This is a genomic window from Roseobacter sp., from assembly GCF_039970775.1.
Lineage (GTDB): Bacteria > Pseudomonadota > Alphaproteobacteria > Rhodobacterales > Rhodobacteraceae > Roseobacter.
The window spans coordinates 23278-48842 of the sequence record NZ_JBDVLG010000027.1 but is presented as its reverse complement, the minus strand read 5'-3'; the positions used below and the strand labels follow the sequence as shown (position 1 = coordinate 48842).

At 59.6% G+C, this 25565-nt stretch carries 23 protein-coding genes and 1 tRNA gene; 14 read left to right on the top strand and 10 right to left on the bottom strand.

Annotated elements, in window-relative coordinates; translation table 11 throughout:
- Positions 1–12: 12 nt before the first annotated feature.
- Both ABJH13_RS06335 and ABJH13_RS06330 read right to left on the bottom strand, forming a co-directional pair.
- The gene (locus tag ABJH13_RS06335; RefSeq protein WP_348405378.1) at positions 13–1263 is read right to left on the bottom strand and encodes a Hint domain-containing protein; all 1251 of its coding nucleotides are present in this window, start codon (positions 1261–1263) and stop codon (positions 13–15) included.
- A gap of 544 nt (positions 1264–1807) precedes the next feature.
- Complete coding sequence (locus tag ABJH13_RS06330; protein ID WP_348405377.1) at positions 1808–2044, bottom strand: DUF1127 domain-containing protein; 237 nt, start codon at positions 2042–2044, stop codon at positions 1808–1810.
- A gap of 225 nt (positions 2045–2269) precedes the next feature.
- Here ABJH13_RS06330 and ABJH13_RS06325 point away from each other — a divergent pair, with 225 nt between their 5' ends.
- Positions 2270–3343: an Mrp/NBP35 family ATP-binding protein gene (locus tag ABJH13_RS06325; RefSeq protein WP_348405376.1), complete on the top strand. Its 1074-nt coding sequence runs from the start codon at positions 2270–2272 to the stop codon at positions 3341–3343.
- Here the strand turns inward: ABJH13_RS06325 and ABJH13_RS06320 are convergent.
- Positions 3340–4101: a hypothetical protein gene (locus tag ABJH13_RS06320; protein ID WP_348405375.1), complete on the bottom strand. Its 762-nt coding sequence runs from the start codon at positions 4099–4101 to the stop codon at positions 3340–3342. The genes ABJH13_RS06325 and ABJH13_RS06320 overlap by 4 nt on opposite strands.
- 730 nt (positions 4102–4831) lie before the next feature.
- On the opposite strand from ABJH13_RS06320, the gene mraZ reads away from it, so the two are divergent.
- From mraZ to mraY, 7 genes are read left to right on the top strand one after another with little or no spacing between them, the layout of a single operon-like run.
- A complete protein-coding gene (mraZ, locus tag ABJH13_RS06315; protein WP_348405374.1) occupies positions 4832–5335 on the top strand; it encodes a division/cell wall cluster transcriptional repressor MraZ in 504 nt (167 codons plus the stop codon).
- A 3-nt stretch (positions 5336–5338) separates the two neighbouring features.
- The gene (gene rsmH / locus ABJH13_RS06310; RefSeq protein ID WP_348405373.1) at positions 5339–6331 is read left to right on the top strand and encodes a 16S rRNA (cytosine(1402)-N(4))-methyltransferase RsmH; all 993 of its coding nucleotides are present in this window, start codon (positions 5339–5341) and stop codon (positions 6329–6331) included.
- Complete coding sequence (locus ABJH13_RS06305; RefSeq protein ID WP_348405372.1) at positions 6331–6693, top strand: cell division protein FtsL; 363 nt, start codon at positions 6331–6333, stop codon at positions 6691–6693. Before rsmH ends, ABJH13_RS06305 begins: the two co-directional genes overlap by 1 nt.
- Positions 6690–8471 (top strand): penicillin-binding protein 2, encoded by a 1782-nt coding sequence (locus ABJH13_RS06300; protein WP_348405371.1) that lies wholly within the window; start codon positions 6690–6692, stop codon positions 8469–8471. Before ABJH13_RS06305 ends, ABJH13_RS06300 begins: the two co-directional genes overlap by 4 nt.
- An 18-nt stretch (positions 8472–8489) precedes the next feature.
- Positions 8490–9971 carry a UDP-N-acetylmuramoyl-L-alanyl-D-glutamate--2,6-diaminopimelate ligase gene (locus tag ABJH13_RS06295; protein ID WP_348405370.1) on the top strand — a complete coding sequence of 494 codons (1482 nt, stop codon included), beginning with the start codon at positions 8490–8492 and terminating at the stop codon, positions 9969–9971.
- A complete protein-coding gene (gene murF, locus ABJH13_RS06290; protein WP_348405369.1) occupies positions 9968–11404 on the top strand; it encodes a UDP-N-acetylmuramoyl-tripeptide--D-alanyl-D-alanine ligase in 1437 nt (478 codons plus the stop codon). The genes ABJH13_RS06295 and murF overlap by 4 nt, the downstream gene beginning before the upstream one ends.
- Before the next feature lie 3 nt (positions 11405–11407).
- A complete protein-coding gene (gene mraY / locus ABJH13_RS06285; RefSeq protein WP_348405368.1) occupies positions 11408–12529 on the top strand; it encodes a phospho-N-acetylmuramoyl-pentapeptide-transferase in 1122 nt (373 codons plus the stop codon).
- A 595-nt stretch (positions 12530–13124) separates the two neighbouring features.
- On the opposite strand, the gene ABJH13_RS06280 is transcribed toward mraY, so the two are convergent.
- Positions 13125–13430, bottom strand: coding sequence for an NTP transferase domain-containing protein (locus tag ABJH13_RS06280; RefSeq protein WP_348405367.1), 306 nt, complete (start codon positions 13428–13430; stop codon positions 13125–13127).
- Between the two features lie 323 nt (positions 13431–13753).
- Here ABJH13_RS06280 and ABJH13_RS06275 point away from each other — a divergent pair, with 323 nt between their 5' ends.
- Complete coding sequence (locus ABJH13_RS06275) at positions 13754–13969, top strand: hypothetical protein (RefSeq protein WP_348405366.1); 216 nt, start codon at positions 13754–13756, stop codon at positions 13967–13969.
- 166 nt (positions 13970–14135) lie between these two features.
- On the opposite strand, the gene ABJH13_RS06270 is transcribed toward ABJH13_RS06275, so the two are convergent.
- The 3 genes from ABJH13_RS06270 to ABJH13_RS06260 form a co-directional block, all read right to left on the bottom strand.
- Positions 14136–14210: transfer RNA gene (locus tag ABJH13_RS06270), tRNA-Gln, on the bottom strand.
- Positions 14211–14368: 158 nt separating this feature from the next.
- Positions 14369–15361, bottom strand: coding sequence for an NADPH:quinone reductase (locus ABJH13_RS06265; protein ID WP_348405365.1), 993 nt, complete (start codon positions 15359–15361; stop codon positions 14369–14371).
- Between the two features lie 15 nt (positions 15362–15376).
- Entirely contained in the window at positions 15377–15880 is a 504-nt protein-coding gene (locus ABJH13_RS06260; RefSeq protein ID WP_348405364.1) for an SH3 domain-containing protein, read from the bottom strand.
- A gap of 118 nt (positions 15881–15998) precedes the next feature.
- Between ABJH13_RS06260 and ABJH13_RS06255 the strand changes: the two genes are divergently transcribed.
- The 4 genes from ABJH13_RS06255 to ABJH13_RS06240 all read left to right on the top strand — a co-directional run bounded on the left by ABJH13_RS06255 (position 15999) and on the right by ABJH13_RS06240 (position 22867).
- Positions 15999–16985 carry a D-glycerate dehydrogenase gene (locus ABJH13_RS06255; RefSeq protein WP_348405363.1) on the top strand — a complete coding sequence of 329 codons (987 nt, stop codon included), beginning with the start codon at positions 15999–16001 and terminating at the stop codon, positions 16983–16985.
- Positions 16986–17027: 42 nt separating this feature from the next.
- Complete coding sequence (gene ggt, locus ABJH13_RS06250; protein WP_348405362.1) at positions 17028–18815, top strand: gamma-glutamyltransferase; 1788 nt, start codon at positions 17028–17030, stop codon at positions 18813–18815.
- Positions 18816–18842: 27 nt separating this feature from the next.
- The gene (locus tag ABJH13_RS06245; RefSeq protein WP_348405361.1) at positions 18843–20240 is read left to right on the top strand and encodes an FAD-linked oxidase C-terminal domain-containing protein; all 1398 of its coding nucleotides are present in this window, start codon (positions 18843–18845) and stop codon (positions 20238–20240) included.
- A 134-nt stretch (positions 20241–20374) separates the two neighbouring features.
- The gene (locus ABJH13_RS06240; RefSeq protein WP_348405360.1) at positions 20375–22867 is read left to right on the top strand and encodes an FAD-dependent oxidoreductase; all 2493 of its coding nucleotides are present in this window, start codon (positions 20375–20377) and stop codon (positions 22865–22867) included.
- Positions 22868–22883: 16 nt separating this feature from the next.
- Here the strand turns inward: ABJH13_RS06240 and ABJH13_RS06235 are convergent, their stop codons facing one another.
- Together ABJH13_RS06235 and ABJH13_RS06230 are read right to left on the bottom strand one after the other, a co-directional pair.
- Complete coding sequence (locus tag ABJH13_RS06235) at positions 22884–23954, bottom strand: FAD-binding oxidoreductase (protein WP_348405359.1); 1071 nt, start codon at positions 23952–23954, stop codon at positions 22884–22886.
- Positions 23951–24889 (bottom strand): aldo/keto reductase, encoded by a 939-nt coding sequence (locus ABJH13_RS06230; RefSeq protein ID WP_348405358.1) that lies wholly within the window; start codon positions 24887–24889, stop codon positions 23951–23953. The genes ABJH13_RS06235 and ABJH13_RS06230 overlap by 4 nt, the downstream gene beginning before the upstream one ends.
- 72 nt (positions 24890–24961) lie before the next feature.
- Here ABJH13_RS06230 and ABJH13_RS06225 point away from each other — a divergent pair, with 72 nt between their 5' ends.
- A complete protein-coding gene (locus ABJH13_RS06225) occupies positions 24962–25348 on the top strand; it encodes an ectoine synthase (protein ID WP_348405357.1) in 387 nt (128 codons plus the stop codon).
- Here ABJH13_RS06225 and ABJH13_RS06220 read toward each other — a convergent pair.
- Positions 25333–25542, bottom strand: coding sequence for a hypothetical protein (locus ABJH13_RS06220; protein WP_348405465.1), 210 nt, complete (start codon positions 25540–25542; stop codon positions 25333–25335). The two genes, ABJH13_RS06225 and ABJH13_RS06220, sit on opposite strands and share 16 nt — an antisense overlap.
- Positions 25543–25565 lie beyond the last annotated feature (23 nt).

The window sequence follows — 25565 nt, the reverse complement described above, 5'->3', positions numbered from 1 at the left end:
GGTGGCGGCAACCTAAAGCGGTAAAAGTGCGCGCGCCTCGTATCCTTTGACAAACGGGCGTGCTGCGCGGGCAGAATTGCTTTGAGCCAGTTCTGGGAAAAGGGCGGTGAGCTCTGCGTGGATGTCCTGATCGGCGTCTAGAATATGATCGCCAGTGTAAAAGCTCTCGAGCAGGGCGCCATGGGCAAATACCACCTCATGCTGATCGAACATGACGTGGTAATATGTGACTTCGGTGCAGGGTTCGGTGAAAATCTGATCGCCGTCACACAGGTGCTTTGCGGCACATAGGACTTCGGGTGTCTCAAATATCAGTTCGCATTTCCAGCCGCTAAGCAGGACGCGATGTTGTGGTGACAAGCGCAGTTTTGCGTCGTTGCCAATGCTGCCGGGCAGAAACACGATTGGTGCGAGCGCCCCCCGACCGGGGACCGTGCGTTTGCCGATCCAACGGATTGGGCAGGCACCATGATCAGCGGTTAGTATCAAGTCGCCCACATTTAGCATATCGACCGCGACATCGCCGTGGGGTGTGCGCAGGGGGGTGCCGGCGGTAAAGCACGCGACGGTCACTGTTTCAATGTTCAGGTAGGTGAACCTGTTTCCGTTTGGCAGAATGACGTTACCACCTGTGGGGGAAAACGGCTCCACGACAGAACCTTCAGGCACGGTTAGGCTGTCCGTGCCGGTGCCGCCCTGAACAAATCCGGTGTTCAGCCCGGCGACGATCACGTCATCCCCCGAGCCGCCTTCGAGGTTACCGCCGCCGTCCTCAGCAAAAAGTGTGTCGTCGCCGTCACCGCCAAGCAAGATGTTGTTGCTGCCGCCGCCACCCCTTAGGACGTCATCGCCTTGCCCGCCAAAGATATTGTTGTTTCCCGTGCCGCCCTGCAGCACATCATCGCCGCCTTCGCCATCGATGCGCCCGCCCAGGTTGCCGTCATCGGTCAGAGTGTCGTCGCCGTCGCCACCGTTGTAACCTTGCGCATTCAGGCCCACTGTTCCGCTGACGTTGCTATTGCCGTCGTTGCCGTAAAACTGGACGAATTCGCTGAACGACCCGCCGGCAAGGTCACTGTCTGTATAGCTGGTGGTCGTTCCGGTGCTGGTGTCGGTAAAGGTGATGCCGTTGGACGTCATCGTGATCTGAAAGTCATCACTGATGTTGCTGGCGTCAATTGTGCTGTCTTGGTCGACTGTCAAGCCAGCCCAAAACGATGCATCTGTGACGTTTGCGTCCGTTAGTTCTATGAAAACAGGCATCTTATACTCACCGGGTGTGGGGCGTCTTTATGAACACGTCTAGATAGCGCAACACTATCATATCTCTTGTTACTTTAGGCGCGCCTAACAAAAAATTTCCAGACCACGGCTGTCTAAATCAAATTTTACGCGGATTTAGGCATTTTTGCGCTGCCTTGGCGCAGATCATCGGGGAAAATCGATGTGTGGCAGATGCAAAAAAGGCGACGCCCGGGAGGAGGTGAGCGCCGCCTTCTTTTACCGTATCAGAGGTCAGGGAGGAGGAAGGCCCCTGATACGCATCAAAACCAGCCATACTGGTCTGGGTATTACGGACAGCGACATCCGGGAGGAGGATGAACGTCACTGCCTTGTTACAGACGCCCCAGGGAGGAGGAAGGCGCGCCTGATCTTGGTTCCCTGACGGAAGGCGGGTGCCCTGGGCCAGGTGCGCACATGTGGTGCGCTGGAATATCGGCGACGGCATCCGGGAGGAGGATGAATGCCGTCGCTTGGGTCACAGGTGTCTTCAGGGAGGAGATAGACACCTGTTTCGGACGCGAGCTTATTTGCTCACGAATTTCTGGGCTGCTTCCAGGGCCAGACCGCGGATGACTGACCGGCTTAGGCCGAGGTCACACAATTCACGGTCGCTCAGGGATGCGAGCTCGTCGTATGTTTCGCGGTATACGCGGTGTTGAGCATAGCGTTGTGCAGCTACGTTCAGAATTTCTGCAGTGCCAGCCAGCGCCCGTTCGATAAGGCTTCTGGATGTGCTTTGGGTCTGTGTGTAATAGGCCATTGTAAGTGCCTCATCATTGTTACGTCATACTGTCTTGAGGTCTTTATGTATGAAAATGCTGCGGGTGCACAATAGACGCTGTAACAATGCTGCTATGCGGCAAATGCATAGGCGACCTAGCGTTAATTTACGTTTGTTGCTAAATAGTTAAGCACGAATGGGGCCCAAGTAATGTTAGCGGAAACAGTCGCTTAGGAAAGCGGCGGATTTGAGGAGAATTTAAGCATGACTGTAACGAAAGCCGATGTTGAGGCCACGTTGCGCCGTGTCGCCTTGCCGGACGGAAGGAGCCTTATTGAACATGATTTGATTCGTGCTTTGGTGATTCAGGGCGGCACGGTGCGGTTCGTGATCGAAGCGCCCAGCCCAGAGGTTGCGCGCCAGATGGGCCCGTTGCGCGATGCGGCTGAAAAGATCGTGGCCGAGATGCCGGGGGTTGATAATGTGTCGGTCGCGCTGACTGCCCATGGCCCCGCCGAAAAGAAACCAGCCCCTCCAAGTCTGAAAATCGGCGGCCACCCCAAACCGCAAGACGGGCCGACCAAACCCACCGGCGTTCAGCGCATTCTGGCGATCGGGTCGGGCAAGGGCGGCGTTGGTAAATCGACGGTCTCTTCTAACTTGGCGGTGGCGCTGGCCAAGGCGGGCCGCAAGGTTGGGCTGTTGGACGCTGATATATATGGTCCGTCACAGCCGCGCATGATGGGGGTCAATAAACGCCCTGCGTCGCCTGACGGCAAAACGATCATCCCGTTGCAGGCCCATGGGGTCACGGTGATGTCTATCGGGTTCATGCTGGAAGAGGGCAAGGCGGTCGTCTGGCGCGGGCCGATGTTGATGGGCGCATTGCAGCAGATGTTGGGGCAGGTGGAATGGGGCGAGTTGGACGTGCTGTTGGTCGATTTGCCGCCGGGCACGGGCGACGTGCAACTGACGCTGTGCACCAAATCGGAGCTGACCGGCGCGATTGTGGTGTCCACGCCGCAGGACGTGGCCCTTATAGATGCACGCAAGGCCCTCGATATGTTCGACACGCTAAAAACGCCGGTGCTGGGCCTGATCGAAAACATGTCGATGTTTGTATGCCCTGATTGCGGGGCCGAACATCAGATCTTTGGGCAGGGCGGGGTTGCTGCCGAAGCGGATAGGTTGGGCGTGCCCTTGTTGGGCGCATTGCCCATTGACCTAGATACCCGGTTGGCGGGCGATGGCGGCACGCCCATCGCGGCGCAAGGCGGCCCCATGGCAGAGGCCTACGCGCGCATCGCAGATGGGCTGATCAAAGGCGGTATGGCTTAGGTCAGGGACCGGCCCTGTATAAGGTGACCATATAATGTGCTGAGGACGCTGACGTAGATCAGCGCCTGAACGATAAGTTGCGCTGCCTGAAGGCCAATCGCGTAGGTGGGCAGCGCGACAGCGAGCCCGCCCAATATCTGGGTGAAAACGACGTTTAAAACACCCAGCAAGACCGCGGTCCAAAATATTTCGCGGCTGATGGGCCGGGTGGCGTGCCAGCTTTCAAACTGGGCCATCCGGTGGCCCATTGCGGCGGCGGGCAGGATGAGGCTGCTTCTGAGTATCGCCCAGGATAGCGCGATTGACACCACCGCCATGAGGGCCGTCGCTGCGATGAGCCCCAGGGTTGGGCCCAGGGCGGTCAGCAGGACCAGGCTGGCGATACTGGCGACGATCCCGATGCAGAACGCCAGAAAAATCATAATCAGCCCGATCACCACTGTGGATTTGAGGTACAAGCCGAAAATGCCGCTGGTCGGTCGCATAACCTGTGTGCGTTGGTCTGCCTGCAGCAGGGCATGGCGGTGCCATAAGATCGCAAAGCTCATCCAGCCCAGTATGGCAAGGGTAATGCCAAGCAAGAGCAGTGGCGTATTGCGAATGGCCAGCTGCCCCGCGGTGACATCAAGGCTGGCGTAACAGAGAAAAGCCGCAAGACAATAGAGCAGCAGGCCCGGTGTGATGACTGTCAGAGTGCGACCGGGTTCGGCAAAGATCAACCGGAATGATCGGGTTAATATAGTGATGGGGATATTCATGCCTGTGTCTTTCGCTGGTTGTCTTTGGGGTAGTTAACACCAGTTGCGCCGTGGTTCCCATAGGGACGGCCTATTTGTATGGAGCGTTTAAACGGGAATTTATGGGACGAGTGGGATTTATAGTGAAATCACTTGAAAGCACGGCGTTCCACGGCCAAGGACGAATCGAGGTGTGCTCGTTTTTGCTGCGCATATGGGCTTGTTTGGGTGGTACAAAGGCGGAACTTCAAGTTTCTGTGCAACAGGCTTGAAAATTGTGGCGGGAAACCGCGGGAATTTTGAAAGTAGATCGCCATCTATATGTGGTGTTCTGAGGTTGTAATTTTACCACTGGTTCCGATTTTAACGCCAGATCGCCGCAAAATTCGATTTTGTATTAACGGGAAATAGGCGAGTTAGCACTTTGGTAACCAAAAATCTGTTGCTCTCCCATGAATTCCCAAGCTATACCTTTTTACATCAGATGAGATCGAGACTCGGGGCACCAAACGACCCCACGCATACAAAAACTCTAGCAGGTTCATACAGGCACCTCGCTTTCATCAGACCAAGAGATCCGGCGCGCGAGCGAGCAGACATCCCCCCAGATGGCGCGCGTGACTGGACTTACCCGCAAAGACGGGACGAGGGCGGCGGGTTGATCAGTGGCAGCAGATCAATCCGCCGTTTCCATTTCAAACAGGGGGATACGCGTCAATATTAATGTGACGCATTAAGTTGGGAAGAGGCAGTGGCCCGCAGGTTCAGAGGCGAAAGCCATCACAAGGTCGATACGAAGGGGCGGGTGTCTATCCCAGCCTCTTTTCGCCGTGTGATTGAGGCCGCCGATGCCAACTGGACTTCTGGCGAAGCCCCTGAGTTGGTCATTGTCTACGGCGACCACCGGCGCAATTACCTCGAATGTTACACGATGGAAGCCATCAACGAGGTGGACGCCAAGATCGACGATTTGGCGCGTGGATCTATCGAACGCAGGATGCTGCAACGTTTGTTCCACGGGCAGTCCTTTCCCACCTGCGTCGATGAAACGGGCCGGTTGGTTTTGCCTGCCAAACTGCGCCAGAAAATTGACCTCGACAAAGAGGCGTTTTTCATCGCTGCGGGGGATACATTCCAGATCTGGAAGCCCGAAACATACCAGACTGAAGAGGCCGGCAAAACCGAAGCCTGGCTGGACGATTTGCCAGACGACGTCGACCCTATGGTTTATTTGGATTCCAAAAAGGAGGCGTAACTCATGGCCACACATGCCTCCTCTGACACGTCTGCCCCGCATATTCCGGTTTTGTTGCCCCCCATTTTGCGTGCCGTTGCGCCGGTAGGTGGCGTTTGGCTGGATGGAACCTTTGGCGCGGGCGGCTACACCCGTGGGTTTCTGGAGGCGGGTGCCGATAAGGTCATCGCGGTGGATCGCGACCCCCTTGCGTTTGAGATGGCCGCAGATTGGGTTGCCGACTATGGCGACAGGTTGGTGCAACAGCCGGGCGTGTTTTCAAAACTGGACGCATACGCGCAAGATCTGGACGGCGTTGTGTTGGATCTAGGTGTGTCGTCGATGCAGCTTGATCAGGCCGAACGCGGGTTTTCGTTCATGCGCGACGGCCCCTTGGATATGCGGATGAGCCAACAAGGCCCGTCTGCCGCCGATATCGTCAACGGTGCCACCGATGAAACGCTGGCCAACATCCTGTTTCAATACGGCGAAGAACGCGCCAGCCGCCGTATCGCCAAGGCGATCCTGCGCGAACGCGAGGCGGACCCTATCACCACGACCCTGCGTCTTGCGGGGATCATCGAAGGTTGCCTGCCGCGCGCAAAACCCGGCCAATCCCATCCGGCCACACGCAGTTTTCAGGCGCTCCGGATCGCGGTAAACGACGAATATGGCGAGCTATTTCAGGGCCTTATGGCCGCTGAGCGGGCGTTAAAACCGGGCGGCCAGTTGGCTGTGGTCACGTTTCATTCGGTCGAAGACCGGATGGTCAAACGGTTCTTGACCGCGCGCGCAGGCGCGGGTGGCAACGCAAACCGCTATGCCCCGCAGATCGAAACCGCACCACCTGCGTTTACGCTGCGCTCGCGCAAGGCCATCGCGGCGGATGCAGATGAGATCGCCGCGAACCCGCGCGCCCGGTCGGCAAAGCTGCGCGTGGCCACCCGCACCGACGCCCCCGCAGGCGAGATAGACGCGAAATCTCTTAGCATGCCCGTGATAAAGGACCCTCTATAATGCGCACCGTTCTTTACGTTCTCACAACGCTTAGCGTGATCGCATTGGCATTTTGGGCCTACCGCGAGAATTACGCGACCCAGGCCGCGCTGACAGAAACCCGGCAGTTGCGGGCCGAAATCCGCGATGCGCATGAACGGTTGGCCGTGTTGCGCGCCGAATGGGCGTATCTGAACCGCCCGGATCGGTTGCGCGATTTGGCCGAGATTAACTTTGACCGGCTGGGGTTGCTGAACCTGCAATCGCAGCAATTTGGTCTGGTGGGGCAGGTGGCCTTCCCGCCTGATCCATTGTTGCCAATCACCAACCCCGTTGATGTCTCCAGCCTTGGGGCGACGGCACCACGCGGCGCGCGGCCATGATCCGCACGCCTCTGCGCCCGCTTGCCCGGATACTTGAGGCCCGCGCCAAGGGCGAAAACCCTGATGTGATCGAACGCGAAAACATCCGTATCCGCCATGAGCAGATGCGCGATTATGCCCGCCAGCGTGCCGAAGGGCGGTTGTTGGTGCTGGGGTTGTTCTTTGTGATCGCGTTTAGTGTTGTTGGGCTGCGCATGGGGCTTTTGGCGACATCGGAACCCACAGAACCGCGCGCAGAGGCCCCCGGAGCCGCCATTCATGCGGGGCGTGCCGATATCGTGGACAGGCAGGGGCGGCTGCTGGCCACCAATTTCGAGACCCATGCGCTTTATGCTCAACCGCCCCAGATGGTGGACCCGGCACAGGCGGCGCGTGGGTTGGCGCTGATTTTCCCGGATCTGAACGAAGAAAAACTGGTCAAGGACTTCACCGGGAAACGCAAATTTATCTGGATCAAGCGCAAGATCAGCCCCGAACAGATGCAAGCGGTGCACGACATCGGCGATCCGGGGTTGTTGTTTGGCACGCGCGACATGCGGCTTTATCCCAACGGGCGGCTGGCCGCGCATGTGTTGGGTGGGGCCAGCTATGGCCGCGAGGGCGTGCATGCGGCTGAAGTCATTGGCGTGGCGGGGGTCGAGAAATATTTTGACGACCACCTGCGTGACCCGGCCAGTGGCACGCAGCCCCTTGAATTATCGCTGGACTTAACCGTACAGGCCGCAGCCGAACGGGTGTTGGCGGGCGGCATGGCGTTGATGAACGCCAAAGGTGCGACATCGGTTTTGATGGATGCCCACACCGGCGAGGTCATCAGCGTGGCGTCATTGCCTAGTTTTGACCCCAACAACCGGCCACGCCCCGCTACAACGGGCGACCAATCTGACAGCCCGCTGTTCAACAGGTCGGTGCAGGGGGTTTATGAGCTTGGCTCGACCTTCAAGATTTTCACTGCGGCACAGGCGATGGAATTGGGGCTGGTGACCCCGGACACGGTGATCGACACCAAAGGCCCGCTGCGGTGGGGCAAGCACCGCATCCGCGATTTTCGCAACTACGGCGACGAGATGACGGTGACCAAGATCATCGAGAAAAGCTCTAATATCGGGACGGCGCGGTTGGCCCAACAGATCGGCGTGCCGCGTCACCGGGCGTTTTTGGACAGCCTTGGCATGCTGGATGCCACGGGGTTTGAACTGGTAGAGGCCGCAACAGGCAAACCGTTGCTGCCCAAAAACTGGTCTGAAATCAGCACGATGACCATTTCGTATGGCCACGGGTTGTCGACATCGCCGATGCATTTGGCGGCCGGATATGCGGCGATCGCAAACGGGGGCATCACGGTGCAACCGACCATCCTGAAACAAGACGGCCCGCGCAGTGGCACCCGTGTGATGTCGGAAGATACCGCCAAAGCCGCGCGCAGGATGCTGCGCCGGGTTGTTACCGATGGCACCGCCAGTTTCGGCGATGTGGCGGGCTATGCGGTGGGCGGCAAGACCGGTACGGCAGATAAACCACGCCGGCAGGGCGGGTACTACGACGATAAGGTCATTGCGACGTTTGCCGCGATTTTCCCCGCGCATGACCCCAAATACGTGTTGATCGTGACCTTGGATGAACCTGTCGATACCATTGGCGACAAACCGCGCCGCACTGCGGGCTGGACGGCCGTGCCGGTCGCTGCCGAGATGATCAAACGGGTCGCCCCGCTGTTGGGGCTCAGACCGACTGTTGAACCAATTGAGCTGACCGATGTAAAGCTGACCCGGAACTAAGCTGGCAAAGGGCACCGCATGGACATAGATGTAAAATCGCTTTCCGCGTTGGGCCTGATGGCGCAGGCCGGGCGCAACCCGCAGATCACTGGGCTGGCCGTTGACAGCCGCGAGGTGCGCGCAGGGTTTTTGTTTGCCGCGATGCCGGGCACCAAAGTGCATGGTGGCGAGTTCATTCAATACGCCCTGCGCATGGGGGCCGCCGCGATCCTGACCGACAGTGAAGGCGCGCGCATTGCTGCACAGGTGCTGGCCGACAGCGACGCGGCGCTGATTGTCACGACCGCCCCGCGTGAGGCATTGGCCCGTGCGGCGTCGCTATGGTTTGAACGCCAGCCACCGGTGATGGTGGCCGTGACGGGCACCAATGGCAAAACATCGGTTGCGACGTTTGTGCGGCAAATCTGGACGTTGCTGGGGCATAATGCCATCAATCTGGGCACCACGGGCGTCGAAGGGGCATGGACAGCCCCTCTGATGCACACCACGCCCGAACCCATCACCCTGCACCGCGCGTTGTCTTTGGCCGCCGAACATGAGGTCACCCATGCCGCGATGGAGGCGTCGAGCCATGGGTTGGATCAACGGCGTTTGGATGGGGTGACGCTCAAGGCGGCGGGGTTCACAAATTTCACCCAAGACCATCTGGATTACCACACCAGCTTTCAAGATTACTTTGACGCCAAGGCGGGGCTTTTTGCGCGGGTGCTGCCCGAAGATGCCAAGGCGGTGATCAACATCGAGGCTGACCGCGGCGTGGATATGGCCGCCATCGCCAATGCGCGCAATTGCCCGGTGGTGTCTGTGGGCCGCGAGATCGGTGATTTTCATTTGGGGAATATTCAGGTCGATGCCACAGGACAGACGGTCAAGTTTTTCCATCTGGGCAAGCCTTATGTGCGCCGGTTGAACCTGATTGGCGGCTTTCAGGCCGAAAACGTGCTGTTGGCGGCGGCGTTGGTAATTGCTTGTGGCGAAAAACCCAACGTGGTGTTTGACACATTCGAGGATCTGACGACCGTGCGGGGCCGTATGCAATTGGCCGCAACGCGCGACAATGGTGCGACGGCGTTTGTTGATTACGCCCATACGCCCGATGCGGTGGCCACGGCGCTGGCGGCGTTGCGGCCGCATGTTTTGGGGCGGTTGATCGCGATTGTCGGCGCTGGCGGTGACCGGGATGCCACCAAACGGCCCTTGATGGGGCAGGCGGCGGCGGACAACGCAGATGTGGTGATCGTGACCGATGACAACCCGCGCAGCGAAGACCCAGCCAGCATCCGCGCGTCGGTTCTGTTGGGCGCACCTGATGCGCAAGAGGTCGGCGACCGGGCCGAAGCGATCCTGCGCGGGGTTGATGCATTGGGCCCGGGCGACGCGTTGCTGATCGCTGGTAAAGGCCATGAAACCGGCCAGACCGTGGGCGACGATGTGCTGCCCTTTGATGACGTAGAACAGGCCAGCGTCGCGATTGCCGCGCTGGATGGGAGACTGGCATGACCCTTTGGACCGCCGCAGACGCCGTTGCCGCAACCGGGGGCGAGGCCACCGCCGATTGGGCCGCCACGGGCGTTTCCATCGATACACGCACGATTGCAGCAGGGGATCTGTTCGTCGCGCTTCAGGCGGAACGCGACGGGCATGATTTTGTGGCACAAGCCTTGGCGCAGGGGGCTGCGGCGGCTTTGGTGACGCACCGCCCCGCCGATGTGGCCGCCGATGCGCCGTTGCTGATTGTGCCGGATGTGTTGGTGGGTCTTGAGGCTTTGGGCCGGGCCGCGCGCGCGCGCATGCACGGCAAGGTGGTCGCCGTGACGGGCAGCGTTGGCAAAACGTCGACCAAGGAAATGTTACTAGAGATGTTGCAGGTGCAGGGCCGCACGCATGCATCGGTGGCCAGCTATAACAACCATTGGGGCGTGCCATTGACCTTGGCGCGCATGCCTGCCGATACCGACTTTGCCGTGATCGAGATTGGCATGAGCCACCCCGGTGAAATCGCCCCGTTGGCCAAAATGGCGCAGGCGCATGTGGCGTTGGTCACCACCGTTGCCGCCGCCCACCTAGAGGCATTCGACGACATAACGGGTATCGCCGTGGAAAAGGCCGCGATCTTTGAGGGCGTCGTGCCGGGGGGCATTGCTGTGCTGAACGCCGATGTTGAGACCTCGGCGATTTTGATGGCCAAAGCCCAAGATTGCAAACTGCGCGATATCAGCTTTGGCGCGCATGGGTATGATTTTAAATTACTCGGCGTCAATTTGCAGGGCGATACCACCGTGGTGCAGGCCGAAATGGGGGCCGAACCGCTGATCTATAAAATCACCTCGCCGGGGCGGCATTTTGCGATGAACGCTTTGGGCGGGTTGGCCGTGGTCGCCGCGTTGCGCGCCGATGTGGCGCTGGCGGTGGGGGCCTTGGGGCGCTGGCGGCCCTATAAAGGGCGTGGACAACGCGAACGTATCCAGCTTGATCCCGTTGAGACACATCTGTCGCTTGATCTGATCGACGACAGCTATAATGCGAACCCTACGTCGATGGCCGCTGCGCTAGAGGTGCTGGCCAGTGTGCCGGTGACAAACGACATTGGCCGCGTGTCCAAAGGGCGGCGCATCGCGTTTTTGGGCGACATGAAAGAACTGGGGCCTGACGATATTGCGCTGCATGCGGGGTTGGCGCATTTGCCCAGCCTGCAAACATTGGATGTGGTGCATTGCATCGGCCCGTTGATGCGGTCGCTTTACGATATTTTGCCGCCCACCCAACGTGGCGTTTGGTTTGAAACCTCGCAAGAGGCGCTGGTTCAGCTCAGAACCCGGCTCGACAGTGGGGATGTGGTGCTGGCGAAAGGGTCGCTGAGCATGAAGCTGGGCCTGATCGTTGACGCCATCCGCAAAATGGGACATGCCCCGGCGGGCGAAAAAGAAGGATAACAGATGCTGTATTGGCTCACGCTGCTGTCGGATGGGGGGGATGCCTACAACCTCTTTCGGTATATTACGTTCCGGGCAGGCGGCGCCTTTTTGACCGCGCTGATCTTTGGGTTTTTGTTCGGTAAACCGCTGATCGCGGTGCTGCGCAAACGCCAAGGCAAGGGCCAACCCATCCGTGAAGACGGCCCCGAAGGCCATTTTGCCAAGGCAGGCACCCCGACCATGGGCGGGCTGCTGATCGTGGGGGCGTTGGTGACGTCGACGATGCTTTGGGCGCGGCTGGACAACCCGTTTGTGTGGATCGTGCTGGGCGTCACACTTAGCTTTGCAGCCATCGGGTTTGCTGATGACTACGCCAAAGTCTCCAAGGGCAACCACAAAGGCGTGCCGGGGCGCGTCCGACTGGCGTTTGGCTTTACCATCGCAGGTGTTGCCACGGTTTTGGCCATGCAGGTGCACGCCACCAATGATATCGAACTGGCCGCGCGGTTGGTCGAATATGAACCCCTGGCCGGGCGGTTGGCCCTGCCGGTGTTCAAGGACGTGTTGCTCAATCTGGGGCTATTTTTCGTGCCATTTGGCATGATTGTCATCGTCGGATCCGCCAATGCGGTCAACCTGACCGACGGTTTGGATGGTCTTGCGATCATGCCGGTGATGATCGCGGCGGGCACTTTGGGTGTGATCGCCTATGCGGTGGGCCGCGTTGATTTCACTGAATATCTTGATGTGCATTACGTGCCGGGCACGGGCGAGATCTTGGTCTTTTGCGCCGGGTTGTTCGGCGGGGGCCTGGGGTTCTTGTGGTACAACGCCCCACCCGCGGCCGTGTTTATGGGCGACACCGGGTCACTGGCCTTGGGCGGCGCGCTTGGCGCCATCGCGGTCAGCACCAAGCACGAGATCGTGCTGGCGATTGTCGGTGGGTTGTTCGTGGTCGAGGCCCTGTCGGTGATCATCCAGGTCCTCTATTTTAAACGCACCGGCAAACGCGTGTTTCTGATGGCGCCCATCCACCACCACTACGAGAAAAAGGGTTGGGCCGAGAGCACCATCGTCATCCGGTTCTGGATCATCTCCCTGATCCTCGCGATGATTGGTCTTGCAACGCTGAAGGTCAGATAGAATTGACCTTCAACGGTTTTTGAAATGGCAAATGTGGAAATCGATGGAACCAATGAGGCTCAGGGCAGCTACTTGGTTATTACAATCGTGGGCGACGAGACTCGCCATTGGATTGGTCCAGTCGGCTTTTCCCTTGCGCAGTCACCTAGTGCGAATCGGCCCTTTCAAAGAGTGCCCTTCCGAGATGAGTTAGAGGTATTGACCGATGCCGAACGCTCCGAAGTACGGCGAACTTACGATACTAGTAAAATAAGTGCTGTTCTTGATGTATTAATCTCCGAATGCTGCAATCTCGCCGGAACCATTCGGGCAAATCGCTATCAACGCTAGTTGCATTTTCTTGGCCACAATGAGCCGTCTAGTAGTGCTTCGAAAATGATGGATGTCCTAAGCTGCTTCCGAAAGTAGTCGTCCCACTGCGAGGCTTCACAGCTTTGCACGTCGGATTTGCTCAATAGGAAGGGCGGTTCCAAGTAAAACCGACCGCACGGGATTGGCTGTCGCTTTGAGCTACTGCAGAGGACACCGCAGACAGCCTGTTTCCCAGCTACTCTCAAAAATTTAAGTAGACACCTGCAGTTCGCGGAGTGTGCCCTCAGGTAAAGAGGAACTGTTCCGTTAAGTCCGCAGCTAAAGACCTACAAAGCAACAGTGTCGACTGAAATCCATCGTCTTCAACAAGGACTACATCAGAAAACCTGTCGGTCTCGCGTTTTATTTTGCTCGACCAGGCTTTATTGTTGTTCGCGACAAAAATTCTCCGAAATCCGGCTTCATTGAGTTGCTTCAATTGGAGGCGCAGCAATGGAACCTCATCAACGTCGATGAGCGATTTTGGCATACCCAAGTTGAAGCGAGTTCCGTAGCCCCTCGCTGCAACTAAACAGTCATATTCACCCACCTATACCACCTGAGATAAAAGCTAGCTGCGATTCCCCAGGTAAGCTGGAGACCTTCGTTAATTACATAAAAATACTCGGCAAATGCAGCCGTATCCATTTCCTAGATCAGTTAGGGGGCTCGAGGCCAGAGGTGCGCATTGCGTCAATATTATGAAGCAGCTTTCATCGTAAGCGCTGCCTTGACTCCACCTTGGCTCGAAACCCTTCCAGAGAACTTGCAGGATGAGACAATGCTACGGTGGAGTGCCTCGGATACCGAGCTACTTTCTCACGGCACCACAACGTTGCATTTGGATTGCTCTGCCTCAGGGTGTCCGCGCAGATGACCGGCTTGGCGCTTTTGCTCCGCGCCGCGCGGTCGGATCAAACCAGATTGATCGCGGAAATCAGCCTTGCGCTTGTTGGCAAAGACACAGAGCGCCTGCGCCGTCTGGCCCAGGGCGTTCTCGTTTTATGGCGCATTGCGATGCCGCTTGGGACAGGAGCCAGCTACCCTGTCAGCTTTCCGCCCTGGGTAGCCGAATCCACGATCGGCTAGCCACACCAATCCGGGCGGCTTCTGGAAATGGACAAGGAAGCCAGTTCTGTCAGCAGAAGGCCCCGAAAGTCATCAAAAACGGTGGAAGTTTCGTTCGTACCCTACAAAATTATAAGTCTCTCCGGACAAGTTGCGATTCAGGCCGGATAGCACAAGATTAGAGAGTTGGCTGGGATGGTAGGATTCGAACCTACGATCTACTGTACCAAAAACAGTTGCCCTACCGCTAGGCCACATCCCAACTCTGTTCGCTAATTAATCCGCTCGTAGAGGACACGCAAGACCTGATTTTTATAAAATCGAGTATATTTCTATTCTGCCGCAAAGGAGCCCTGAGTGACATCGGCTTTCGGCCTTGGGAAACCGCGGACCGGTCTTAAACTGAGGCGGGCGTGTGGTTTATGCCTGAACGTCGATCAAGATTGCGCCGGTCCGTCCGCCTGCCTCCACGGCTTGGTGGGCCAACGCGGTGTCTGACAGCGGATAAATCCTGTGAATGGGGCACTCCAATGCACCGGCTTCAAGCGCGCCATGCAGCTGTGCTATTGCGGCGTCGCGTTGCGCCTTTGGCAGCAGGTAAATCAGAACGATATCGACAGTCACGGCTTTGAATAACAAAGGGTAAAACGGCAGGGTAGGGGTCATCTCAAGGGCCGAACCATAGGCCGCAATTGTGCCGTTTGGGGCAATCACGGCGGTGTCTGTCGCTATGTTATGGCCAAATTCGACATCTACGATTCGCGGTATCAGGCGGCCCGCGTTTGCATCCAAAATCTGCTGTGCCAGATCGGGGGCTGTGTAATCCAGCACGACATCCGCTCCTGCGGCCGTGCAACGTGCGATGCCATCGCCCCGTGCGGTGGCGATGACGCGCGCACCGCCCCATTTGGCCAGCTGAACCGCAAGATGCCCCACCGTGCCCGCCCCACCATGGATCAGCAATGTTTGGCCTGTGATCTCGCCACCACCAAACACGATATGGGCGGCAGTGAGCCCGGGAATGCCAAGCACCGCGCCGGTTTCCAGACCCACACCCGCAGGCAGGGGCACGGCCTGTTCGGCGGGCAGGGTGATGTGGGTGGCGGCGGTACCATAGGCGCGCTGCCACTGGCCGTTCCATATCCAAACCCGTTGGCCAAGGCGTGCGGGGTCGACGCCGTCGCCCACGGCTACAATGGTTCCGGCGCCGTCGTTGTGTGGGATGATGGTGTCGAATGGCGGTTTGGTGACGCCGGGGCGGCCGCCCGCGCGGGCTTTGACATCCGACGGGTTCACGCCCGAAAAGGCCAGCGCAACACAGACGTCACCGGGCCCGGCTGCGGGTGGCTCTTGCGTGATGTGGTCCAAAACATCCGTCGCGGCCCCGAAAGACTGATAGGCTATTGCGTGCATGTTAACCCCCGGTGATCATTCACGTATTTCGTCGGGGGTCACGCCCCATATCCGTGCCTTAGGGGCCCATCCGCGATACCCGTTTGAACGCAATTGGCACCATTCTGGCCCGCATTTTCCCAACCGTGCGATCACGCCACCTTCTAGTTTGGCGGTGACGGGGGTTTCGGGGTCGGGGCGCATGTACAAGTCTAGCATATCGTCTTCGACCAGCACCGTACGCACGCCGGACAATAGCGAATAATGAACCCATCCGCCTTGGCCTTCGCGGTCTTGCACCCGGCGCCAATGGCCGTGTTCGGCGATGATCTGGAGTGGCATGTTCTTGCGCTGAAACACCCAATCGATGCGGTGGGTTAACGATGGCCCGCGCCGGACATTCCCGGTGGATGCCTTCATCGACACAAAGCGCGGCAGCGGCAGGTTTGTGATGGCGCCGGTCTCGCGCGCGGCGAGCGGGGTGCTGATCAACAGTGCCAAGATTGCCCCGGTAAGGGGGGCAAGAATGAATTTGGTCATGACGGTGCCCGTTATGCGTAATTTGCCCGAATGAAGGTCCGAGGTTCTTGTGCCCCGTCGCCATCTCGGCCACCATGCCATGAAATGGCCCGCTGCGCCAAGTCCGGGGAGGATCAAAATGCCCAAGCAAAAGCTGAGTGTTGTTGTCACGCGACGGTTGCCCGAAACTGTCGAGACGCGCCTGTCGGAACTGTTTGATGTCACGCTGCGCGACGATGACGCGCCGATGAGCCGTGCCGCGCTGGCCGAAGCATTGAAATCGGCTGATGTTTTGGTGCCCACGGTCACCGATGAAATCGACGCGGCGCTGATTGCGCGGGCTGGTGACCGGTTGAAATTGATCGCCAACTACGGGGCCGGGGTAGATCACATTGATGTGGCCACGGCACGGCAACGCGGTATTTTAGTGTCAAATACGCCCGGCGTTTTGACCGATGACACCGCCGATATGACCATGGCGCTGTTGCTGGCGGTGTTGCGGCGAATCCCCGAAGGGCTCAGCGTGATGCAGGCCGATGAATGGGACGGCTGGGCGCCCACGGCGTTTTTGGGCGGGCGTGTCGCCGGGCGGCGGTTGGGCATCTTGGGGATGGGGCGCATTGGGCAGGCGGTGGCACGCCGTGCGGCGGCCTTTGGCATGCAGGTACATTATCACAATCGCCGCCGGTTGCGCCCCGAAATCGAAGACACCCTAGAGGCCACCTATTGGGAAAGTCTCGACCAGATGGTGGCGCGTATGGATGTGGTGTCGATCAACTGCCCCGCGACGCCATCGACGTTTCATTTGATGAACGCACGGCGCTTGAAACTGATGAAACCCGAGGCGATCATCGTGAACACCTCGCGCGGCGAAGTCATCGACGAGGCCGCGTTGACCCGGATGTTGCGTGCCGACGAAATCGCGGGCGCGGGGCTGGATGTTTATGAACGTGGCACCCAGATCAACCCGCGGCTGCGGCAGTTGGGCAATGTGGTGTTGTTGCCGCATATGGGGTCCGCCACGCGCGAGGGCCGTATCGAAATGGGCGAAAAAGTTATCATCAATATCAAGACTTTTGACGATGGGCACCGACCACCCGATCAGGTTGTGCCTGCCATGTTGTAACGCGGGTGAAACCCGTATTTTGAACCAAGAATTGGAGACACCATGCGATTTCTATTGACCGGATGTGCGCTATGCGCGGCAACGCTGGCCACCTTGGGCCATGCGCAACAAGCCGCAGATGCCGTCGCCCCCGAGGCCGCGACACAAGGCGCCTTTGAGGCGCTATCGCCCGAGGTTGCCGCCGCGCTAGAGGCGAAATTCGCAGGGACCCCGGTCACTGCGCAAGACTGGATGGTGGCGGCTGCGAACCCATGGGCCGTCAAGGCGGGCGCGGATGTTTTGGCGCAAGGCGGCACGGCGGCTGATGCATTGGTGGCGGTGCAGGCGATGTTGGGTCTGGTCGAGCCGCAATCCTCGGGGCTCGGCGGGGGTGCGTTTTTGGTGTATTACGATGCGGCGTCTGACACGCTGACCACGCTGGACGGCCGCGAAACGGCCCCGTTGGCAGCCACGCCGCGCCTGTTTCAGGATGACACCGGCGCACCGCTGCAATTCTTTGATGCGGTTGTTGGGGGGCTGTCGGTTGGCACGCCGGGCACACCTGCCTTGATGGAAGCCGCCCATCAACGGTGGGGCACATTGGCGTGGTCCGATCTGCTGGCCCCTTCGATCGAGCGCGCCGAGGCGGGTTTTAAAGTATCCCCCCGGCTGTCGGGCCTGATCGCGGGCGACATGGAGCGGTTGGGCCGGTTCGCCACCACCGCTGATTATTTCATGCCCGGTGGCACTCCCCTTGCAGCGGGGGACACGTTGCAAAACCCTGACTATGCCGCCACCCTGCGCGCCATGGCCCAAGGCGGGACCGCTGCGTTTTACACCGGTGAGATCGCGCAGGATATCGTGGCAACGGTACAGCAGGCTGCGGGCAACCCCGGCGTTTTGTCCACGGTTGATCTGAGCATCTATCAGGTCAAGGAGCGCGCGCCCGTTTGCGTGACCTACCGCGTGCATGACGTCTGCGGTATGGGGCCGCCCTCGTCTGGGGCGCTGACGGTTGGGCAAATCCTTGGGCTGCTTGAGGGCTACGACCTGTCGGCAGGGCCCAAAGACCCGACCGTCCGCCGGTTGATCGGCGATGCATCGCGGTTGGCCTTTGCGGACCGGGGCCGGTACATGGCCGACAGTGATTTTGTCCCCGTGCCGACCGATGGCTTGGCGGATCCTGCGTATCTGGCGCAACGCGGCGCCTTGCTGGCGGGGGACACGGCCCTTGAGGATGTAGCCCCCGGCACGCCCGCCTTTGATCACGCGTTGAACCTGGCGGATGACATCTCGATTGAGCTGCCCTCGACGTCGCATTTCGTGATTGTGGATGCCGCAGGCAATGTGGCCTCGATGACCACCACAATCGAAAACGGTTTCGGCAGCCGCTTGATGGTGCGTGGGTTTTTGCTCAACAACGAACTGACGGATTTCTCATTTCGGTCGCACACCGATGGCGTGCCCATCGCCAACCGTATTGAGCCGGGCAAACGCCCGCGGTCCTCTATGGCACCGACCATTGTGATGAAAGACGGCGCGCCCGTTTTGGCCATTGGCAGCCCCGGTGGCAGCCGCATCATTGGCTATGTCGCAGAGAGCATCATCGCGCATCTGGATTGGGGCATGGACGTGCAACAGGCTGTGTCGGTGCCGCATGCGGTCAACCGGTTTGGGACATACGACGTAGAAGAGGGCACCTCGGCCGAGGCGCTGACCGGTCCGTTGACGGATATGGGGTTTGAGGTGGGCAGCCGGGCGTTGACGTCGGGATTGCATGCCATTTCCATCGGTGACGGGCTGCAAGGCGGGGCCGATCCACGGCGCGAAGGCATCGCGTTGGGGCAGTAACGCCCGCGCACAAACAGAAAGAAGACCATGGTCAAACACGCAAACCTGCCGCGCAATGAAACCGGTATTGAAACCGCTTTGGGCGTGCTGAAACAGCAGTTCGGAGAGCGGTTTCAGACCGGTCAATCGATCCGTGAACAACACGGGCACACCACCACCTGGATCGAAAACCAGCCCCCCGATGCGGTTGTGTTTGCCACCTCGACCCAAGATGTCGCCGACATCGTGCGTGTTTGTGCGCAACATCAGGTGCCGGTTATTCCCTACGGCACGGGCACCTCGCTTGAGGGGCACGTGAACGCCCCTGCCGGCGGGGTCAGCGTAGATCTGAGCCAAATGGACCGGGTCGTCGAGGTCAACACCGGCGATCTGGATTGCCGCGTGCAGCCCGGCGTCACCCGCGAGGCGCTCAATACCCATCTGCGCGATCAGGGGCTATTTTTCCCGATAGATCCCGGCGCCAATGCGTCGCTGGGCGGGATGGCCGCGACCAATGCGTCGGGCACCAATGCGGTGCGCTACGGCACCATGAAAGACAACGTGCTGGCGGTTGAGGCCGTGCTGGCGGACGGCCGGATCATTCGCACCGGCACGCGGGCGCGCAAGTCATCCGCGGGCTACGATTTGACGCGGCTTTTGGTGGGCTCCGAAGGGACGCTGTGCCTGATCACCGAAATTACACTGACGTTGCAGGGCATCCCCGAGGCGATCAGTTCTGCCAGTTGTTCGTTCCCGAGTGTCGATGCCGCCTGCCAAACCGTGATGTCGGTGATCCAATACGGGTTGCCTGTGGCGCGGATTGAACTGCTCGATGATGTGATGGTCAAGGCACTGAACGCCTATTCCAAGCTGGACCTGCCCGAAACGCCGCTGTTGCTGTTGGAATTCCACGGCACGCAGGCCGGTGTGGTCGAACAGGCCGAAATATTCGGCGATCTGGCGGGGGACCACGGCGGTGTGGGTTATGCCGCCACCACAACAACCGAAGAGCGCAACAAGCTGTGGCAAGCCCGCCACGACGCCTATTGGGCGATGCTGCAATACCGCCCCGGCGCCCAGGGGATCGCCACAGATGTCTGCGTGCCGATCTCGCGTTTGGCCGATTGCGTGGGGGCGGCACAGGCGCGCGTGGCCGAATTGGGGCTGATTGCGCCGGTTGTCGGGCACGCCGGTGATGGGAATTTCCATGTGTCGTTGCTGGTCGATATGGCCGATGCAGAAGAGCTGGAAAAGGCCGCAGGGTTTGTCAGCTGGCTGAATGAACTGGCGATTTCGATGGATGGCACCTGCACTGGAGAACACGGGATCGGGCAGGGCAAACGCCCCTATTTGGTCAAAGAACTGGGCGAGGCGACATCGGTGATGCGCATGATCAAAGAGGCGCTCGATCCGCAGGGTATTCTGAACCCCGGCAAGGTGCTGTAGCCGGGGCAGCAGGGGGGCTTTTGGGTCACCTTTGGGTGGATGTCGCTTTCCTGCGCAAACCGGTCGGGGGCGGTTAACCCGTTTGTGTGGCACACGCTAATGGTATCGCTAAACCCGCGTCACGGAGTGCAGCCATGAAAACCCAAGTCAAAGCCCTTGTTGTCGGCGGTGGTGCCGTGGGCACATCAATCGCGTATCACCTTGCACGTGCGGGGTGGGATGATGTGATGTTGCTGGAACGCGACGAGCTGACCTCGGGATCAACGTGGCATGCGGCGGGGTTGCTGCCGTATTTCAACATGTCTTACGCCACGACCCACATCCACGATTATTCCATCCGGTACTATAAAACGCTGGAACAAGAGACCGGCCTGAACGCGGGCTTTGCGGTGGTGGGCAACTTGCGTATGGCGCAAACCCAAGAACGGATGGAGGAGTTTATGCTTTATGCCTCCACCGCCGAAACCTGTGGCGTACCCTATCAATGGATGACCCCTGACGACATCAAGGCCAAGTGGCCGTTGATCGAAACCTCTGACCTCAAAGGCGCGCTGTATCACCACACGGACGGCTACATAAACCCCGCCGATGTCACCATGGCGATGGCCAAAGGCGCGCGTCAACGCGGCGTGATGATAGAACGCAAGTGGCAGGCAGATGCGTTTCATTGGACGGGCACCCACTGGGAAGTCACAGCCACGAAAATGATCGAAAAGGGTGGCAATCTGGTGGCGTCGGACGAACAGATCGTGATCACGGCTGAACATGTGGTCACGGCCTCTGGCAACCACGCGCAGCGCACGGCCCAGATGTTGGGCATCAAGATACCCGCGATCCCGGTGGAACATCAGTTTATCGTCATGGATCAAGACCCCGATCTGGTGAAATTCCGCACTGAGGGCCATGCAGAACACCCGGTGATCCGCGACGCCGATGCGCAATCTTATGTCCGCGAAGAACGGGGCGGTTGGATTCTTGGGGTGTATGAAAAACACGCCCCTGCGTGTTTCGAATACGGGGTGCCCGATAGTTTTCGTGCCGATCTGTTTCAGCTCGATCTGGACCGGATCGAGGCGCAATATCTGGCGATGATCCACCGCATTCCGTCGTGCGAAGACAGCGGCCTTAAGGATGATTTCAACGGGCCTATTTGCTATACGCCCGATGGCAACCCGCTGGTGGGGCCTGCGCCGGGGCTGCACAATATGTGGCTGGCCGAAGGGTTTTCCTTTGGGATCACGGCGGCGGGCGGCACGGGCTATTATCTGGCGCAGATGATGGTCGAGGGCGAGGCCGAGATCGACATGGCGTCGCTCGACCCCAAGCGGTTTGGCCACTGGATGACCACAGAATACGCCGCGCGCAAAAACGAAGAGGCGTATGAGCACGTCTATATCACGCACCACCCCGACGAAGAGCGCCCGGCCTGCCGCCCGCTGCGCACCTCGCCCGCCTATGACAGGCAGGCGGCACGGGGCGCGCAATTTGGCCAGGTGAACGGCTGGGAGCGCCCGAATTATTATGCGCCCGAGGGGTTTAACGACCATGATGCCCGGTCGTTCCGGCGCGGTGGCTGGTGGCAATATGCCGTCGAAGAGGCCCGCGCGATCCGCGAAGGCGTGGGGCTGGTCGACGCGACCGCCTTTACCAAACACCACATCAGCGGGCCGGGCGCCACGGCGTTTCTAGAGTGGTTCACCACCAACAAACTGCCCAAAGTGGGCCGGATCAACCTGACCTATGCGCTGACAGATCACGGCACCACGCGTACAGAATACACGATCGTACGGTTGACTGAAGACGCATATTATCTCGTGTCTGCAGGGGCTTGGCACGCCTATGACCAAGATTACCTATACAAAGCCATCGCCCGGATGGAACCGCAATTTGGCCGGATCAACGCACAGGATGTGACGACACAGTGGGGCGTCTTTGCCATCGCCGGGCCAAAATCGCGCGATTTGCTGAACGATTTGGTCAAAGACGCCGACCCCGCGACCGTTCTGTCAAACAAACGGTTCCCATGGTTGACCTGCCGCGACATCGAGCTGGGCATGTGCCCGGTGCGTGCGATCCGCGTGGCCTATACCGGCGAATTGGGCTGGGAATTGCACCACCCGATCGAGATGCAGAACTACCTGTTTGATCAGATCGAAAAGGCGGGTGAAAAACACGGGCTGAAACTGGTGGGTGCGCGGGCGCAAAACTGGCTGCGGCAGGAAAAATCCTACCGGGCGTTCGGGACAGAATTGGGCCGGGATGCGACCCCGCTTGAGGCCGATTTGCCGCGGTTTGTGGACCTGTCCAAGGAATTTCACGGCAAGGCTGCGATGCAAAACATCGGTGTGCGGTCGCACTGTGTGACGCTGTTGATCGACGGCCCTGAAGATGCCGACCCATGGGGTCGCGAGGTGCTGTACCATGGCGACACACGCGTTGGGCGGTTGACGTCGGGCGGGTATTCTGTGGCGTTTGGCAAAAGCATTGGCATGGGGTACGTGACGCCGGATTTAGCGGTGGCGGGCACGCGGCTGAAGGTCAAGATGTTCGATCAGCTGTGGGAGGCCGAGGTGGTGCAAGACAGCCCCTATGACCCCAAAAACGAACGCATCCGGGTGGATGGCTGACGGTCGTCTCTGGCGGTTATGCGAACCGCGCGGGGCTGAGGGCGCGAACCATGTCTGCGGCGATGTCCGGGGTGCGCCCTTGCATCAGATCCGCTAACATTTGCGACGCGGCGGGCGATGTTTGGATGCCGTACCCGCCCTGACCCGCACACCAGACAAACGTGGGTTGCGCCGGGTCGCGGCCCAACACCAACGTCCGGTCAGGGGCGAAACTGCGCAGCCCCGCCCAGCTTGATTGCAGCCGTGTCACCGGTTCGGTCACGACCTCTTGGTAAAGCGCCAGCCCCTGCGCCAACGTCAGGTCTTCGGCCCAGGCATCGTGGGGGGCGACGGGGTCTTCATCGGCGGGCGACACCAGCAAACAGCCCGCGTCGGGTTTGGCGTACCAACTTTCGTTGACGCCGAAAAACATCGGCCAATCGCGCAGGTTATGCCCACCGGGCGCGGGAATGCGCGCCATAGACCGCCGGTGTGGCACGACCCCTAGGGGCGTCACACCCGCCATGTCCGCAACGTGATCGGCCCAGGCACCTGCGGCATTCACCACGGTTGGCGCGCTAAAATCACGCGCGCCGCAGGCCACTCGCCAGTGCCCGTGATCAAACCGGATGTGGTCAGCGCGGCAGCCTGTTTCGATGGTGCCGCCATTTTTACGCAACACCCGTGCGAAATCCTGCAGCAGACGGTCTGTATCGATATCTTGGGCGTCGCTGTGGTAGGCGGCAAACCCCAAAGCATCGCGGTTGAGGATCGGCACCATGTTGACGGCTTCGTTTAGGGTGATCGGATCGGTGCCCAAACTGGCAATATCACGTTCGAAATCGGCGCGTTGGTGGGGTTGGGCCACGATCATCAAACCCCGTGGGGTCAGGTACCCGCCGTCCGACAAAAACCCAACGCTGGCGCGGTTCAAGACCTGCACGCTGGGCGCGCCATAGTTGGGTTCGATCAGCGCGGCAGACCGCCCTGACGCGTGATACCCCAACGCGTCTTCGGCCTCTAGCACGGTGACGGTGGCATCTGTTGACAGACGCGCGGCGAGGCTTAGGCCCGCGATGCCGCCGCCGATCACGATGATGTCTGTCATGTCTGTTCTTCGATCCGGTCGGTCGCGGGGGGCGGTGTGGGGCTGAGTGCGGCGAGCCGCGCATAGAGGTCTGCGCCCAGATCATAGGACAACGCCGCCAGCGATGGGCCCAGTTGAGCGGCAGAGCGCCCGGAAATGATCGGCGTGGGGCCCATTGGGTGGGCTGCGGCCCACGCCACGGCCAAGGTGGCGGGGTCAACGCCCACGTCTGCCGCGACCTCGCCCAACCCGACGGCGGCTTGGTGCATCCAGTTGGGCCCGTAGCGCGCTGCATAAGCGGCGTCTTCGGTGAGACGCCCTGCCTCGCTGCGGCTGTATTTACCGGTTAGCAACCCCCCGCCCAGCGGCGAATAGGGCGCACAGGCCACGTCTTGGTCGGCGCACATGGGCAGTATTTCCACCTCGGCCTGACGTTTGACCAGATTGTACATGGGTTGCAGAATATCGATGGTGATATCGAATTTGGCCGCGATCCCAATGGCTTTGACAACCTGCCATGCGGCGAAATTCGACACGCCGATATACCGGATCACACCTTGGGCCTTCAACTCGGCCAAGGCCTCCATGCTTTCGTGCAGATCGGTGTTGGGGTCAAACCGGTGCATGTACAAAATATCCACCACATCCAGACCCAGCCGTTTGCGCGAAATTTCAAACGATGCGTGGATGTTGTGTTTCGTCCCACCGCCCGTGTAGGCGGCTTTCGTCGCGATAATCAGCTGGTCGCGCTGGTCGCCTAGCATGGCCCCCAGCAGCGTCTCGGACGCGCCATCATTGTAAAGATGCGCAGTGTCGAAATGGGTGATCCCGGCCGCGCGCGCGGCTTCAAACATCGCACGCGAGGCTGCGGCATCGGCGCGCCCGCCAAATTGCATTGCGCCAAAGGCAAGGCGGCTGGCGGGGGTGCCATCGGGGCTGGTGAGACGTGTTTTCATGCCAACAAAACTGGCATGGCATCTCGGCCCGTGCAACACTGAAAACACCACGCCCAACAACAGGAGCCCTCGATGATTATCGCCCAGAAAACGCAGCTGCAAGGCACGCCCCGTGACACGTCAGGGCCGGGGTGGCAGAGCCTGCGGTTGCTTGTGCACGCCGACGGCATGGGGTTTTCGATGACCGAAACTAAGGTCTTGCCGGGGGCGACCCTGACGTTGCAGTACAAACACCACATCGAGGCCTGCTATTGCATCAAAGGGCATGGCCGGGTCACCGAATTAGACAGCGGTGTGTCGCATGATATCACGCCGGGTGTGCTATATGCGCCCAATGCTCATGAACGCCACGAGGTCCGTGTGGACGGGCCGGACCCGTTGCATCTGATCTGTGTTTTTTCGCCGGCCTTGCAGGGGGACGAAATGCATGGGCCTGACGGCAGTTATGCGGCCCCGTGACCGGGATGCACCTGTAGGTCGGCTACAAATTCCATGACCTTTCGGTGGCTCATTTCGCATGGAAACAGGCGGGCCCCGCTGCGCAATCGATAGAGGTTGAGGCTGATGTAATCTGCCCCGCCAAGCTCGTGCGCGACCAGTTTGATCGATTTGCCACCTGCAAATCGGGACTTGGACACCACATACCGCCGCATCTGTGAGGTGCCGTAAAAGACCC